Below are 13,881 nucleotides of genomic sequence, written 5' to 3'. Positions count from 1 at the left end.
ATGCGAGTACCAGTAGCAACAAAATCCCATCATTATGAGGTTGTTCTTGGTCATCAATTTCTAACGGAAGCTCTTCAAGCATTTGCTGATAAGCTTCAAAAAGCAGATAAGCTGATTGTATTTACAGATGCCAATGTATGGGCTGCACAGGGAGACTATTTCAAGGCTCATTTCCCATATGAATTTAACGTGTTTATTTTGCCTGGTGGCGAAGCATGCAAAACCTTTGAACAGTACAATGCTGCTCAAACATTTTTATTGGAACAAAAATGCTCACGAAAATCATTTATTTTTGCCTTTGGTGGAGGAGCTGTTGGAGATTTAACTGGCTTTGTTGCAGCAACCTATATGCGAGGGATTCCGTTTATTCAAATTCCAACGACCATTTTAGCTCATGATTCTGCGGTTGGGGGTAAAACAGCTATCAATCATCCGTTAGGAAAAAACATGATAGGTGCATTTTATCAGCCAGAAGGTGTTATTTATGATACAGCTTTCACGGAAAGCTTATCTGAGCGCGAAGTACGTTCAGGAACAGCAGAGTTAATTAAGCATGCGATGATTTCTGATCCAGCATGGCTTGAGGAATTAATGGCAGCAGATTCAATCATTCATTTTAATCAACATGAACTAGCAAAACAGCTGAAAAAAGGAATTGAAGTGAAAGCACAAATTGTGGCAGAGGATGAAACAGAGCAATCTGTTCGGAAATTTTTAAACCTAGGCCATACATATGGACACGCCATTGAAGCGGCTGCGGGCTATGGCAAAGTAGCGCATGGTGAAGCGGTAATGATAGGTCTTGTTTATTGTTTATTGCTAAGTGAACGCTATGGAGAATTAGATCGTGCGTTTACCAAAGCGTTTTTACAATTTGCGTTGAAAAATGGTTATCCTTTTGAGGCTGTAAATGATTATTCATTCGACCAGTTAACAGGTTATTTAATGAAAGATAAAAAAACGGAATATGGCATTTTGCAATTTGTTTTACTGGAAAATATAGGTAAACCGTTTGTGAGGGCCATTGAGTTAGAAGAATGCAAAGAAGTAGATGCAGAATATAGACAGTTATTAGCGGAGGTGCTTGTATGATTCGTGGACTAAGAGGGGCAATAACAATTGAATCTGACAAGCCAGAGCTTGTATGGGATGAGACAGCAAGATTAGTACGTGAGGTTGTGGCAGCAAATAACGTGGAAGTAGATGATATTGCATCCATTCTTATTTCCACTACGCCAGATATTACCTCAGCATTTCCTGCTCGTGCGGTACGCATGATGGATGGGTGGCAATATGTGCCTGTAATGTGTACACATGAAATGGATGTGCCCAATGCGTTACCATTGTGTATTCGTATTTTAATCCATGCAAATGTTGAGGTAGCGCAAAAAGATGTCAAGCACTTGTATCTCAATGATGCAGTGAAATTAAGACCAGATTTGGCTAAAGGCTGAATAAGTAGAGGAGATGTTTTAAATGAAGTGGAAACAACAATTGGACGGTATGCAAGCATATAAGCCAGGCAAACCAATTGAAGAAGTTCAGCGTGAATACGGCTTAAAGGAAGTCATTAAATTGGCATCTAATGAAAATCCATTCGGATGCTCACCTAAGGTAACCGCTTATTTACAAAATAATACAGTGAATCATGCACTATATCCTGATGGCTACGCACAAAATTTACGTACGGCTGTTGCGAATCATCTTGATGTTCAAGAAACACAACTTCTTTTTGGTAACGGATCTGATGATATCATTGCTATTATTACTCGTGCACTGTTGTATCCAGGGGTAAATACGATAATGGCTGACCCTTCCTTCTCTCAATACTGGCATAATGCGGAAATTGAAGGGGCTGAAGTACGTAAAGTTCCTTGTATTGAAGGCGCTCATGATTTAGATGCTATGGCAGCTGCAATCGATGACAAAACATCTATTTTGTGGGTATGTAGTCCGAATAATCCTACAGGGGTTGTCATTCCAGATGCTCAATTACGTGCCTTTCTCGCCAAAGTTCCGAGTGATGTACTTGTCGTATTGGATGAAGCGTACATTGAATATGTTACACATCCTGATCATAAAGATACGCTACCTATTATTGATGAATATCCAAATGTTCTTTTATTACGTACTTTCTCTAAAGCGTACGGACTAGCATCATTCCGAGTTGGTTATGCAATAGGGCAACCGGACATTATTGCTAAGCTCGATCCTGTCCGCTCACCGTTTAATAATACGATTTTAAGTCAAGCTGTTGCGGCCATTGCTCTTAGTGATCAAGATTACATTGAAGCATGTCGCAAAGCGAATGAAATCGGTAAAAAGCAATATGTAGAATTCTGTGAAAAGCATAACTTAACATACTACCCATCTGATACGAACTTTATTTTCTTTGATACACATGCTGATAGTGATGTTGTCTTCCAGGAGCTTATGAAAAGAGGATTTATTGTCCGTAGTGGCAATGCTCTAGGATTACCAGGGTTCATCCGTGTCACAATTGGTACAGAGGCGCAAAATGCAGCCTTATTGAATCAACTTGACGAAGTGTTAAAGGAACAAGGAGTATTTGCATGACACGCAAAGTACTCGTTATTGGGCTAGGATTAATTGGCGGTTCCATAGCCCTTGCTTTACAAAAAGCACCTGAAACAAAAATCATTGGCTATGATATGGATGCTCAAACACGTGAACAAGCGAAAACATTGAATATTGTGCATGAAATTGTGACAGATCCGCAAGCTGTTGCTGCTGAAGTTGATATTATTATTTTTGGTACGCCTGTTAATGCAACGCTTGATTGGATGGAGCAATTAAAATCATGGCCGTTAAAAAATAAAGTCATCGTAACAGATACAGGGAGTACAAAAAAATTAATTATGCAAAAAGCCAGCGAATTACGTGAACTCGGCATAACGTTTATTGGAGGACATCCAATGGCAGGTTCACATAAAAGTGGTGTGTTGGCAGCGAAGGCGCATTTATTTGAAAATGCATACTATATGCTTACACCGCTCGCTGGAGAAGAAATTATTCATATGGCGCAGCTTGAAAGTTTACTAAAGTTTACGCACGCAAAAGTCGTTAGCGTTTCGGCCAGTGAACATGATCATATGACAGCTGTAGTAAGTCATTTCCCACATGTCATCGCAGCCTCACTTGTACATCAATTAGGTGGGGAAAATGGGGAATATCCAATGACACGTTCTTTGGCAGCTGGAGGTTTTCGTGATGTTACACGAATCGCCTCTTCCAATCCGATTTTGTGGCGAGATATTACGCTACAAAATCGTGAGGAGCTACTCACGCAATTAGAGGGCTGGGAAAAAGAAATGACTCGTATTAAGGAGCTGCTGACGAATGGTTCTTCGCAGGACATTGAAAACTATTTTTCTGTTGCTAAAGAACTGAGAGATGAATTACCGATTAGTGCAGGGGCAATGTACACACCGTTTGACTTATATGTGGATGTTCCTGACTATCCTGGTGTAATTTCGGAAGTGACGGGCTTTCTTGCGGATGAAGCAATTAGTATTACGAATTTACGAATCGTCGAATCACGCGAAGATGTTTTCGGTATTTTAGTCATTAGCTTTCAAAGTGAAAACGATCGTGAACGTGCTGCTGCATGTATTCAAAAACGAGCAAATTTCGAAACGTATATTTCATAGTTCAAGAAAGCGTCGGTATTGCGGCGCTTTCTATCTTCATATTGGAGGGAAGAAAGTTCATGAGTGAAAAAGTTTTGCAATACAATAAGCCATCTTTACAGGGAGCTTTAACTGTCCCAGGCGATAAATCTGTATCTCACCGCTCTGTGATGTTTGGTGCCATTGCAAGTGGGACTACAACAGTAGAGGGCTTTTTATTAGGAGAAGATTGTTTAAGTACCATCGATTGTTTCCGAAAGCTAGGTGTTGATATTGAGGTGGAAGGAACAAATGTAACCATCCATAGTCCAGGTATGGATAGTTGGCAGGAGCCATCAGAAGTGTTATATACAGGAAACTCTGGTACTACAACACGTCTAATGCTAGGCATTTTAGCCGGATCTTCTGTCCACACTGTGATGACAGGTGATGCATCTATTGGAAAACGTCCAATGCGACGTGTCATAGATCCACTGCGTCAAATGGGAGCACATATTACAGGGCGTGCAGACGGGCAATATACACCACTTGCCATTCAGGGTACGACACTACAAGCCATTGATTATAATATGCCTGTAGCAAGTGCACAGGTGAAGTCTGCTATTTTACTAGCGGGCTTGCGTGCAAATGGAACAACGATAGTTCGAGAAATGGAAGTATCTCGAGATCATACAGAGCGAATGCTACGTCAATTTGGGGCGCATGTTGCAGTAGATAATGGGGTTGTTTCAATTGAAGGAGGACAAGCTCTAAAGGGGACACATGTTTCTGTTCCAGGAGATATTTCTTCAGCAGCCTTTTTCTTAGTGGCAGGAGCTATTTGCGAAAATAGTCAAATAACCCTTCATAATGTTGGGATCAACCCAACACGTGATGGCATTATCGAGGTTCTGCAAAAAATGGGAGCAACGATGACCATAACGCCAAATGATGATAATCAAGCTGAACCTACAGCAACGATTCAAATAGCAACATCTACGTTAAAAGCTACAACGATTGAGGGAGATATTATTCCACGCTTAATTGATGAGATTCCGATTCTAGCATTACTAGCTACACAAGCACACGGTCAAACTATTATTAAGGATGCAGAGGAGCTAAAAGTGAAAGAAACGGACCGTATTACGGCTGTTGTAACGGAATTGAAAAAGCTTGGTGCGCAGATTGAAGCTACAGAAGACGGTATGATTATCAATGGACCAACACCTTTAAAAGGAGCAAATCTTCAAACATATGGTGATCATCGTATTGGCATGATGGGAGCGGTCGCGGCTTTAGTAACGGATGGAGTCGTTACGTTAGATGATGCACAATGTATTGCTGTATCCTATCCATCTTTCTTTGAGCATGTTGAGGCAGTGAGGAACAATTAAAGATAGACTCTCCAAGCTTTTGGGGAGTTTTTTCTTGTTTCAAAGGTAAATGTTTTGTAGCATAAAGGTATCAATGAAAGAATAGGTGAATGACTGTGAACAATGCGATGACTGAAATGATGCAAGCACTTGAACAAGGAGACTTAGCATTAATAGATCAGCTACTAGAATCATTTTTAATGAAGGAGCTACCCGAAGAGATTTATGCACTTGCTGAGATTTTTATGCAATATGGGTATATGAAAGAAGCTGACCGTGTGCTGGAGCATTTACAATTTTTATTCCCAGAAGAGGCACAGTTAAAAATAGATCGTGCAAATGTATTAATGGAGCTTGGTGATGAAGATGAAGCATTAGAATTATTATTAGAAATCGAAGAAACATCACCAGAATATCCTCAAGCTTTATTAGTTTTAGCTGATTATTATCAAATGCAAGGGTTATTTGAGGTGGCAGAAAAACGTATAAATGAAGCATTAGTGATTTTACCAGACGAGCCATTATTACATTTTGCAAAAGCAGAGCTGTTATTTGAAACAGGACGTTTTTTAGAGGCAGCAAGATTATATGAGGAATTATATGAACAGCAAGAGGAATTCGCTGGGATACAACTGGTTGAACGATTGGCCGAGGTGTACCGAGCAGGGGCAGCCTATGAAACAGCTTTCGATTATTATGTAAAGGCTCTTGAGGATGAGGTAAAGCCAGATATTTTATTTGGAGCCGCTTATTCTGCCTTTCAATCACAAAAATACGAGATGGCTATTAAACAATTAGAGGAATTAAAGGAATTAGATCCTGATTATTTTTCAGCCTATTTATTGCTTGCTGAAAGCTACGCTATGACAGAGGATAATTCAAAGGCCTATGCTGCCATTCAAGAGGGATTAAAACGCGATGAGTATGATAAATCACTTTATTTATTTGCTGGTAAAATGGCATTGAAAAATGGTTTACCAGAAGAAGCAGAACAACACCTAAGAGAAGCCATAGCGCTTGATCCTGAATATATGGAAGCGGTACTGGCACTTATTTCTGTGTTAGGCCAACAAGAGCGCCATGAGGATGTTATTGAATTATTTGAATCTATACAGCAAAATGATTTTGAATGGAGCGCATTATATCCTTTTGCGGCAGAAGCATATGAAAATTTAGAATTGTACGACCGTGCATACGAATTTTACCGTTTGGCATATAATGATTTTAAGGAAGACGCAACATTTTTAGAGAAATATGTTTACTTCTTATTAGAGGAAGGAAAACGTTCAGAGGCAAAAGAGGTTCTTGGACAATTAATCAACATTCAACCGGGTGAACCAGAGTGGCAAGAGAAGTTAGAAACCTTAGAATTTGAGTAAAGGAGGGAGTGGGTATGACTGCTTCTGTATCAGTTGTTGATAAAAAAGCATTTGTTCGATGGTTTTTAAAAAATTATCAATTGAAACGTCGTGAGTGTGTATGGATTTTAAATTACTTATTAAGTAATGATGACCTATTAAAAAGAATCCGATTTGTGGAAGAAGCTCATTATTGTCCTAGGGCAATGGTGATGTCGACAGTAGACTCAACAGGTGTGCCTTTTCGTTTCTATAAAGGCAATGTAATGACGGCAGATGCTGAGAAGTCTTTCCATGATTTACGACTACATGAACAAGAAGATATGTATATACAATTGAATTTTCCAAATATACCACCAAGTGCACAATACTTAGCAGTTCTCGAAGAAAACCCTTATATGCCAGAAACACTGTTAGTCAGTGAAAAAGATCGTTTACTGGCAGAAGAGCTGCTTTCCAATAGCTTACTCGTATTCCAGGAAGAAAAATTACTCGCACAAATTGATGAAGCCCTCGACCAGGGAGATGAAGAGCGTTTTTATGAATTGTCTAATTTGTTACAAGCACTAAAGGAAACGGCCAATTTACGTTAATCATAGGTAAAATTTGAATGTCCTTTATCCACTTCAATATGGTAACATTACTAGTGAATGATTGTTTTCACTTTTAATTGGGTATCCTATTGAAGAGTGGATAAGGGATTTTTATTTTGCAATAAAAGGAGGTTTGTTGGATGTATTTTAATGCAAACGATGTGACATCGTTTATGGCACAGAAGGATTTCATTGATACTGCAATTGTTCCACTCGTATCCATTGATCTATCTTCTGAAAAAATGAAACAGAGTGGTGCGGAAGTAGATTTTGTTATGTCTTTAACTTCATTTATAGAGCAACAGTTCAAAGGCCGTTTACTAGTCATGCCACCATTTTCTTATATGACAACTTTAAAAAACGAAGATTTACCACAGCAATTAGAAGCACAATTACATAATGCTGGATTTAAGCATGTGTTCTTCATTACTTGTGACCATTTTTGGACAAATAGTGGGGATATAGTAAATATTATTTGGTTACCAGCTATTCCATTAGAAAGTATGGATGCCAGTGTGAAAAAATCCATTCTGGAAGATCAACTACGACAAGTGATTCCGATGCTTTCGACCAAATGGGCACAGATTTAACAATTAGTTTCAATAAATGTTCACATTCTCCAGCTTTCCACAGAATGCTATATTGACCAAGCTATGGACTTGATATATCATATATATGTCCTAGTATTACTATTTGTAAAAGTATGTCCGTTGGACTGACCTTTAAGTTAGAGGGGGGAAAATAATGAGTAATAATCGAGTTTCACGTCGTCAATTTCTTAGCTATACACTAACTGGTGTAGGTGGATTTATGGCGGCAGGTATGCTAATGCCAATGCTTCGATTCGCAATTGATCCAGTGTTACAAAAGCATGATGGTGGAGATTTTGTTAAAACAGAGCATAAAATCGCTGACCTCACTGAAGAACCTGTAAAAGTTGACTTTTCATTCGAACAAGTTGATGCATGGTACAAATCGGATGTTACAAACGTAGCGTGGGTATACAAAAATGGCGATCAAATCATTGCCCTATCACCAGTATGTAAACATTTAGGATGTATGGTTGACTGGAATGGAGATTCTGCACACCCAGAACAATTCTTCTGCCCATGTCACGCAGGTCGTTATGAGAAAAACGGGAAAAACATTGCAGGTACACCACCTCTAGGTCCGTTGGATGAATTTGAAGTAAAAGAACAAGATGGCTATTTAATGATTGGTCCAGCAAAAGCAAATACTCTAGTTAAATAAGTAAGGGGGTACGACAAGTGCTAAATAAAATTTACGATTGGGTCGATGAACGCCTAGATATTACACCTATTTGGCGTGATATTGCCGACCACGAAGTGCCAGAGCACGTTAACCCTGCACATCATTTTTCAGCATTCGTTTACTGCTTTGGTGGATTAACATTCTTCATCACAGTAATTCAAATTCTATCTGGTATGTTCCTAACAATGTACTATGTACCAGACGTTGTGAATGCCTGGAAATCAGTTTATTATTTACAAAACGAAGTAGCATTTGGTGAAATCGTCCGCGGTATGCACCACTGGGGAGCTTCATTAGTTATCGTAATGATGTTCTTACATACGCTTCGTGTATTCTTCACAGGTTCTTATAAGAAACCTCGTGAGTTAAACTGGATGGTTGGTGTAGGTATTTTTGGTGTAATGATGGGTCTTGGCTTTACAGGATACTTATTACCATGGGATATGAAAGCATTATTCGCTACTAAAGTAGGTATCGAGATTGCTGCATCTGTACCGTTTATCGGTTCAATGATTAAAGTATTATTAGCGGGTGACACAACGATTCTAGGTGCTCAAACGTTAACACGATTCTTTGCGATTCATGTATTCTTCTTACCTGCAGTATTGTTTGGGTTACTTGCAGCGCACTTTATCATGATTCGTCGCCAAGGAATTTCAGGACCGTTGTAATTGTCTTGACGGTTCGATGATCTTTAAAAGGAGGGGACACTATGCATCGCGGAAAAGGAATGAAATTCGTCGGCGATTCTCGTATTAAAGCGAATCACAGAATGCCGAACGTTCCAAAGGATTATTCCGAATATCCAGGTAAGACGGAAGCTTTCTGGCCGAACTTCTTACTGAAGGAATGGATGGTAGGTGCTGTATTTTTAATTGGATACTTATTATTAACTGTCGCTCACCCGTCACCACTTGAAGGGCCGGCAGATCCAACTAGAGCATATACACCGCTACCGGACTGGTACTTCTTATTTATGTATCAACTTTTAAAATACTCATTTGCTTCTGGTCCATACAATGTAATCGGAGCAATTGTTATTCCAGGTCTTGCATTTGGAGCGCTATTATTAATGCCATTTTTAGACAAGGGTCCAGAACGTCGTCCATCTAAACGTCCATTACCAACAGCGTTTATGTTATTAACTTTAGCTGCTATGTTCTACCTAACTTGGGAGTCAGTTGTTAACCACGACTGGGAAGCTCAAAAAGCTATGGGAGCAATCGTAGAAACAGTAGAGTTCGATAAAGAATCAGAAGGTTATAAAATCTACGCTGGTTCTGCATGTATTACATGTCACGGTGAAGGCTTAGAAGGTGGAGCTGGTGCGCCATCTCTAATGAACACTGGTTTAACAGCTGATCAAATTAAGGACATTGCTCATAATGGTTCTGAGAGTGGTAAAATGCCACCAGGATTATGGACAGGTTCAGATGAAGATCTTCAAAAACTTGCTGAATTCATCGAAAGCTTAAAAGCAGAGTAATAGTAAAAGAGTCAGGAAACTGGCTCTTTTTTTCTACCTTGTTATAGTAATGGGACTGAAAGCCAAACTAAAAGGTTCCCGTGTGTAAAGAATTTTAGCGAAAAATGTCGAAAAGACGTTTAATCTAGGAATTAATAAGCGAAATAAATCAAAAAAATAACATATCCTAGGTCTCAAAGCTATACATACTGAATGTTTTTAAAAAGAGGAAGGAGTTGATGATGATGCAATTAACAAGAGCAAATATTTGGTTTCTTCTTACTCATAAAACTTTTTTAATCGCGCTATTAATTATTAATTTACTAGGTACAATCTATGGATATTATTGGTATGGATGGCAGTTAGCCATTACAAAGCCTATTTTTTATATTTTTGTGCCAGATAGTCCGACAGCAAGTCTTTTCTTTTGTTTTGTGCTAATAGCTTGGATTATGGGTAAAAGCTGGCCACTCATGGAAGTGCTGGCACTCGTTACATTGGTAAAGTATGGCCTTTGGGCAGATGTCATGAATATTTGGACATTAATTGAAACAGGAACGATAGGCTGGCAAGGCTGGATGCTTGTAGGATCGCATTTTGCAATGGCTGTTCAAGCCATATTATATATGAAGAAATATGTTTTCTCTTATTGGCATGTAGCTATAGCTGCTGTATGGACGCTCCATAACGATGTTATTGACTATGTATTTGGTCAAATGCCTATGTATCGAGATTTAGCCGATTACACAAGCTATATTGGCTACTTCACGTTTTGGTTATCAATTGCATGTATTTTTCTTGCAATTTTCTCAATTAGATGGCGCAAATATTTGCCGAATTAGGGTATAAATTATAGAATTATAGTATCGAGGTAGAAAGGGGTTAGGATATTGTCAACAGGCATGTATATCGTTTATTTTGTTATTATTATGCTGCTGCCACTTTACGCACAAATGAAGGTAAAAGGCACGTATAATAAGTTTGCAAAACAACGTACAATGAAGGGACAGACTGGTGCAGAAGTAGCGCGTGCGATTCTAGATGCGAACGGACTATATGATGTACGAGTTGTGCCAACGCAAGGTGTGTTGTCTGATCATTATAATCCGGCAACCAAAACAGTTGCTTTATCGGAAAGTAACTTTTATGAAGCGAGTGTTGCAGGTGCTGCGGTAGCTGCCCATGAGGTAGGTCACGCCATCCAACATAAAGAAGCTTATTCTATGCTTACACTACGTAGTAAGCTCGTTCCAGTAGCAAATATTTCTTCCAATATGTCTTGGGTATTTGTGATGATTGGTATTTTTGCAAGTAGCACGAATTTCTTGCTGTTAGGTATCATATTATTAGCAGCAGGTGTCGTTTTCCAATTAGTGACACTGCCAGTGGAATTCGATGCTTCGAAGCGTGCGTTAGTTCAAATGAATTCATTAGGTATCATTACTAACGAAGAAGAACGTCCAGCTCGAAAGGTGTTAAGTGCAGCCGCACTCACATATGTAGCAGCGGCAGCAGTAGCTGTACTTGAGTTATTACGTTTAATATTAATTTTCACAAATATGCGTAGCGACGACTAAGAAAAAACTTGTTATAGTGGTACACCACTATAGCAAGTTTTTTATCTTCGTATGCTTAATGAAGTGGCTGCTTTTGGTCATCTAGCGTGAAGCCTTCACCCGCAACATCTCGAACTTCTATTATCGAAACGAATGCGTGAGGATCAACTTCATGGACAATTGATTTTAAACGTACAACTTCATTGCGGCCAATTACACAGTATATTACCTCTTTAGGCTGCTTAGTAAAATGACCATGACCTTCTAAAATGGTGATACCTCGTTCCATTCTTAAGGCAATTGTTTCAGCAATCATACCCGACTTTTCAGAAATAATTAAAGCACCACGTGCAGCGTAGGCACCTTCTTGTACAAAATCAATGACACGTGCACCGACAAATACAGCTACTAGTGTATACATCATAGAACGTGCATCTAAGAAAGTTAACCACGAAAGAATGATAACAATGGCATCGAAGACAAACATGGTCTTACCCATACTCCATCCAAAGTATTTATGTCCAAGTCGCGCCAAGATGTCGACACCACCTGTCGTGCCGCCAAATCGGAAAACAATACCAAGACCAAGACCAACAAATACACCAGCAAAAAGGGCAACGAGTAGCATATCGTCCTCTAAATGAATGGTAAATTGATATTTTTGGAAAATTTTTAGAAAAAGAGATACAGATAAAGTGCCTACAAGTGTATAAACAAATGATTTTTTTCCAAGCAATCGATAACCTATAATAAACATGGGAATATTTAATAACAGGTTCATTAAGGCGGGATCCCAACCTAGTGTAAAATAAAGGATGAGAGTAATCCCACTTAGTCCACCTTCACCTAGCTGATTTTGAATGTTGAAGTGAACAAAGCCGAAGCTGAAAATGGCAGCTCCGAGCATAATTGCGATAATATTGCGAATTTTAATCTGTTTTAGCATTTGACCTCCTGAAGTTCCAAACAAATGAAGTTGTGTTATCTATTATCTGACATTTTATTGGTTTTGACAACAATGGTGTAAATTTTATACGATGGTAAATAGGAGTGTGATTTTTATGACAGAGCAACTATCAATGCAAGCATTGCAACAGCGTGTTGATGATTATATAGGACAATTCAAGGAAGGATATTTCCCACCATTCGAGCTACTTGCTCGTTTAACAGAGGAATTAGGTGAGCTGTCACGCGAGGTTCAAGATGTTTACGGACAAAAAAAGAAAAAGAGTACAGAGGACACAAATAGTATCGAAGAAGAGCTAGGAGATTTTTTCTTTGTACTAGTATGCTTTGCAAATGCACAAGGTATTAAACTAGATGAAGCACTTTTACGCGTCATACATAAATTTGAAACTAGAGATAAGGATCGCTGGACTAGAAAGGATGAAGAATGATGTCGATTCGTGTAGCTATTGCGGGAGCTAGAGGAAAAATGGGAGCTGAGGCTGTACATACGGTCATGAAACATGACAAAATGGAATTAGTAGCTGTACTAGATTATAAGGAAGTAGGAAAAACATTAGCTGATTTAGATATGTTTCCAGCAAGCTATACGATACCTATTTTTACAGAAATGCATGATCTTGTAGAAGCAACTGCACCCGATGTGTTAGTCGATTTAACTAACCCTCATGCAGTATACAAGCATACTAAGGAAGCATTGCATTTAAATGTCCGACCTGTAATTGGTACAACAGGATTTACAGACGCACAACTAGAGGAATTATCAGCCATGGCTAAAGAAAAAGAGTTAGGCTGTATTATTGCACCTAACTTTGCGATTGGCGCTATCCTGATGATGAAATTTGCGAAAGAAGCGGCCAAATACTTGCCAGATGTAGAAATTATTGAAATGCACCATGATCAGAAGCTTGATGCACCATCTGGAACAGCAGTAAAAACGGCACAATTAATACAAGAGGTTCGTACGCCTAAGACGCAAGGACATCCAGAAGAAAAAGAAACCATTGAAGGTGCAAGAGGTGGAGACTTTGATGGCATGCGCATTCACTCCGTCCGTTTACCTGGTTTAGTGGCACACCAGCAAGTATTATTTGGAGGAGATGGGCAGCTACTAACGATTCGTCATGATTCATTAAACAGAAACTCCTTTATGTCAGGTGTTGCCTTTTGCATAGAAGAGGTTATGAAAATGGATCAGCTTGTTTATGGTTTAGAAAACATCATCTAAAGATTGGGATGGAAGCTATATGAAAATCGCATTGATTGCACATGATCGTAAAAAAGATAATTTAGTACAGTTTGCTATTGCTTACCAAGATATTTTACATGAACATACGCTTTATGCTACCGGCACAACAGGACAACGTGTAATCGAGGCTACTGGCTTAGAGGTAACGCGTTTTCGCTCAGGGCCACTTGGTGGCGACCAACAAATTGGCGCTATGATTGCCAATAATGATATGGACATGGTTATTTTTTTCCGTGATCCATTAACAGCACAACCACATGAGCCAGATGTTTCTGCACTTATCCGTCTTTGTGATGTTTACCAAGTGCCACTGGCGACAAATATGGGAACAGCAGAAATATTACTAAAAGGCCTACAAGAGGGCTTTGTGGATTGGAGACTGATACAAGAAAGACGCAATTAATAAAAGACGTGATTTAG

General features: G+C 39.1%; 17 protein-coding genes. 16 read left to right on the top strand and 1 reads right to left on the bottom strand.

Annotated features, from left to right (window positions below; genetic code table 11):
* From aroB to ABC382_RS08085, 13 genes are all read left to right on the top strand, one after another.
* Complete coding sequence (aroB, locus tag ABC382_RS08145) at positions 1–1,092, top strand: 3-dehydroquinate synthase (protein WP_274796363.1); 1,092 nt, start codon at positions 1–3, stop codon at positions 1,090–1,092.
* Positions 1,089–1,454, top strand: coding sequence for a chorismate mutase (aroH, locus tag ABC382_RS08140; RefSeq protein WP_274796364.1), 366 nt, complete (start codon positions 1,089–1,091; stop codon positions 1,452–1,454). The genes aroB and aroH overlap by 4 nt, the downstream gene beginning before the upstream one ends.
* 22 nt (positions 1,455–1,476) lie before the next feature.
* Positions 1,477–2,577: a histidinol-phosphate transaminase gene (gene hisC / locus ABC382_RS08135; protein ID WP_312505630.1), complete on the top strand. Its 1,101-nt coding sequence runs from the start codon at positions 1,477–1,479 to the stop codon at positions 2,575–2,577.
* On the top strand, positions 2,574–3,671 hold the full coding sequence (locus ABC382_RS08130) for a prephenate dehydrogenase (RefSeq protein ID WP_274796367.1): 1,098 nt from the start codon (positions 2,574–2,576) through the stop codon (positions 3,669–3,671). The genes hisC and ABC382_RS08130 overlap by 4 nt, the downstream gene beginning before the upstream one ends.
* Positions 3,672–3,730: 59 nt before the next feature.
* On the top strand, positions 3,731–5,023 hold the full coding sequence (aroA, locus tag ABC382_RS08125; protein WP_274796369.1) for a 3-phosphoshikimate 1-carboxyvinyltransferase: 1,293 nt from the start codon (positions 3,731–3,733) through the stop codon (positions 5,021–5,023).
* Positions 5,024–5,112: 89 nt separating this feature from the next.
* Positions 5,113–6,381, top strand: coding sequence for a tetratricopeptide repeat protein (locus ABC382_RS08120; protein WP_312505625.1), 1,269 nt, complete (start codon positions 5,113–5,115; stop codon positions 6,379–6,381).
* 14 nt (positions 6,382–6,395) lie between these two features.
* Positions 6,396–6,953: a ReoY family proteolytic degradation factor gene (locus ABC382_RS08115; RefSeq protein WP_036123193.1), complete on the top strand. Its 558-nt coding sequence runs from the start codon at positions 6,396–6,398 to the stop codon at positions 6,951–6,953.
* A 140-nt stretch (positions 6,954–7,093) separates the two neighbouring features.
* The gene (locus ABC382_RS08110) at positions 7,094–7,543 is read left to right on the top strand and encodes a DUF2487 family protein (protein WP_274796371.1); all 450 of its coding nucleotides are present in this window, start codon (positions 7,094–7,096) and stop codon (positions 7,541–7,543) included.
* Between the two features lie 154 nt (positions 7,544–7,697).
* On the top strand, positions 7,698–8,204 hold the full coding sequence (locus ABC382_RS08105; protein WP_312505623.1) for a QcrA and Rieske domain-containing protein: 507 nt from the start codon (positions 7,698–7,700) through the stop codon (positions 8,202–8,204).
* Positions 8,205–8,221: 17 nt separating this feature from the next.
* Complete coding sequence (qcrB, locus tag ABC382_RS08100) at positions 8,222–8,896, top strand: menaquinol-cytochrome c reductase cytochrome b subunit (protein ID WP_008181573.1); 675 nt, start codon at positions 8,222–8,224, stop codon at positions 8,894–8,896.
* Positions 8,897–8,937: 41 nt separating this feature from the next.
* Positions 8,938–9,711, top strand: coding sequence for a menaquinol-cytochrome c reductase cytochrome b/c subunit (locus tag ABC382_RS08095; RefSeq protein ID WP_016992617.1), 774 nt, complete (start codon positions 8,938–8,940; stop codon positions 9,709–9,711).
* Positions 9,712–9,935: 224 nt separating this feature from the next.
* Complete coding sequence (gene lhaT, locus ABC382_RS08090; protein WP_312505622.1) at positions 9,936–10,532, top strand: lipoprotein heptaprenylglyceryl N-acetyltransferase LhaT; 597 nt, start codon at positions 9,936–9,938, stop codon at positions 10,530–10,532.
* 60 nt (positions 10,533–10,592) lie between these two features.
* On the top strand, positions 10,593–11,267 hold the full coding sequence (locus tag ABC382_RS08085) for a zinc metallopeptidase (RefSeq protein WP_313471017.1): 675 nt from the start codon (positions 10,593–10,595) through the stop codon (positions 11,265–11,267).
* 55 nt (positions 11,268–11,322) lie between these two features.
* On the opposite strand, the gene ABC382_RS08080 is transcribed toward ABC382_RS08085, so the two are convergent.
* On the bottom strand, positions 11,323–12,192 hold the full coding sequence (locus ABC382_RS08080; RefSeq protein ID WP_274796374.1) for a YitT family protein: 870 nt from the start codon (positions 12,190–12,192) through the stop codon (positions 11,323–11,325).
* Between the two features lie 115 nt (positions 12,193–12,307).
* Here ABC382_RS08080 and ABC382_RS08075 point away from each other — a divergent pair, with 115 nt between their 5' ends.
* Genes ABC382_RS08075 through mgsA form a run of 3 tightly spaced genes read left to right on the top strand, consistent with a single transcriptional unit; the run spans position 12,308 to position 13,864 of the window.
* Positions 12,308–12,643 carry a nucleotide pyrophosphohydrolase gene (locus ABC382_RS08075; protein WP_274796375.1) on the top strand — a complete coding sequence of 112 codons (336 nt, stop codon included), beginning with the start codon at positions 12,308–12,310 and terminating at the stop codon, positions 12,641–12,643.
* The gene (gene dapB, locus ABC382_RS08070) at positions 12,643–13,440 is read left to right on the top strand and encodes a 4-hydroxy-tetrahydrodipicolinate reductase (RefSeq protein ID WP_274797290.1); all 798 of its coding nucleotides are present in this window, start codon (positions 12,643–12,645) and stop codon (positions 13,438–13,440) included. The genes ABC382_RS08075 and dapB overlap by 1 nt, the downstream gene beginning before the upstream one ends.
* A gap of 19 nt (positions 13,441–13,459) precedes the next feature.
* Positions 13,460–13,864: a methylglyoxal synthase gene (mgsA, locus tag ABC382_RS08065; RefSeq protein ID WP_274796376.1), complete on the top strand. Its 405-nt coding sequence runs from the start codon at positions 13,460–13,462 to the stop codon at positions 13,862–13,864.
* The last annotated feature ends 17 nt before the right edge of the window (positions 13,865–13,881 follow it).

Source organism: Lysinibacillus phoenicis, assembly GCF_047238325.1.
In the GTDB taxonomy this organism is placed as follows: domain Bacteria; phylum Bacillota; class Bacilli; order Bacillales_A; family Planococcaceae; genus Lysinibacillus; species Lysinibacillus irui.
This window is presented reverse-complemented; position numbering and strand designations above follow the sequence as displayed.

Excerpts from the sequence above, each read along its gene's own strand:
- ABC382_RS08080 (WP_274796374.1), bottom strand. The coding sequence starts at position 12,192 with ATGCTAAAACAGATTAAAATTCGCAATATTATCGCAATTATGCTCGGA.
- aroH (WP_274796364.1), top strand. The coding sequence starts at position 1,089 with ATGATTCGTGGACTAAGAGGGGCAATAACAATTGAATCTGACAAGCCA.
- hisC (WP_312505630.1), top strand. The coding sequence starts at position 1,477 with ATGAAGTGGAAACAACAATTGGACGGTATGCAAGCATATAAGCCAGGC.
- dapB (WP_274797290.1), top strand. The coding sequence starts at position 12,643 with ATGTCGATTCGTGTAGCTATTGCGGGAGCTAGAGGAAAAATGGGAGCT.
- ABC382_RS08110 (WP_274796371.1), top strand. The coding sequence starts at position 7,094 with ATGTATTTTAATGCAAACGATGTGACATCGTTTATGGCACAGAAGGAT.
- ABC382_RS08120 (WP_312505625.1), top strand. The coding sequence starts at position 5,113 with ATGACTGTGAACAATGCGATGACTGAAATGATGCAAGCACTTGAACAA.
- ABC382_RS08115 (WP_036123193.1), top strand. The coding sequence starts at position 6,396 with ATGACTGCTTCTGTATCAGTTGTTGATAAAAAAGCATTTGTTCGATGG.
- ABC382_RS08130 (WP_274796367.1), top strand. The coding sequence starts at position 2,574 with ATGACACGCAAAGTACTCGTTATTGGGCTAGGATTAATTGGCGGTTCC.
- lhaT (WP_312505622.1), top strand. The coding sequence starts at position 9,936 with ATGCAATTAACAAGAGCAAATATTTGGTTTCTTCTTACTCATAAAACT.
- ABC382_RS08085 (WP_313471017.1), top strand. The coding sequence starts at position 10,593 with ATGTATATCGTTTATTTTGTTATTATTATGCTGCTGCCACTTTACGCA.
- ABC382_RS08075 (WP_274796375.1), top strand. The coding sequence starts at position 12,308 with ATGACAGAGCAACTATCAATGCAAGCATTGCAACAGCGTGTTGATGAT.
- ABC382_RS08105 (WP_312505623.1), top strand. The coding sequence starts at position 7,698 with ATGAGTAATAATCGAGTTTCACGTCGTCAATTTCTTAGCTATACACTA.
- mgsA (WP_274796376.1), top strand. The coding sequence starts at position 13,460 with ATGAAAATCGCATTGATTGCACATGATCGTAAAAAAGATAATTTAGTA.
- ABC382_RS08095 (WP_016992617.1), top strand. The coding sequence starts at position 8,938 with ATGCATCGCGGAAAAGGAATGAAATTCGTCGGCGATTCTCGTATTAAA.
- aroA (WP_274796369.1), top strand. The coding sequence starts at position 3,731 with ATGAGTGAAAAAGTTTTGCAATACAATAAGCCATCTTTACAGGGAGCT.
- aroB (WP_274796363.1), top strand. The coding sequence starts at position 1 with ATGCGAGTACCAGTAGCAACAAAATCCCATCATTATGAGGTTGTTCTT.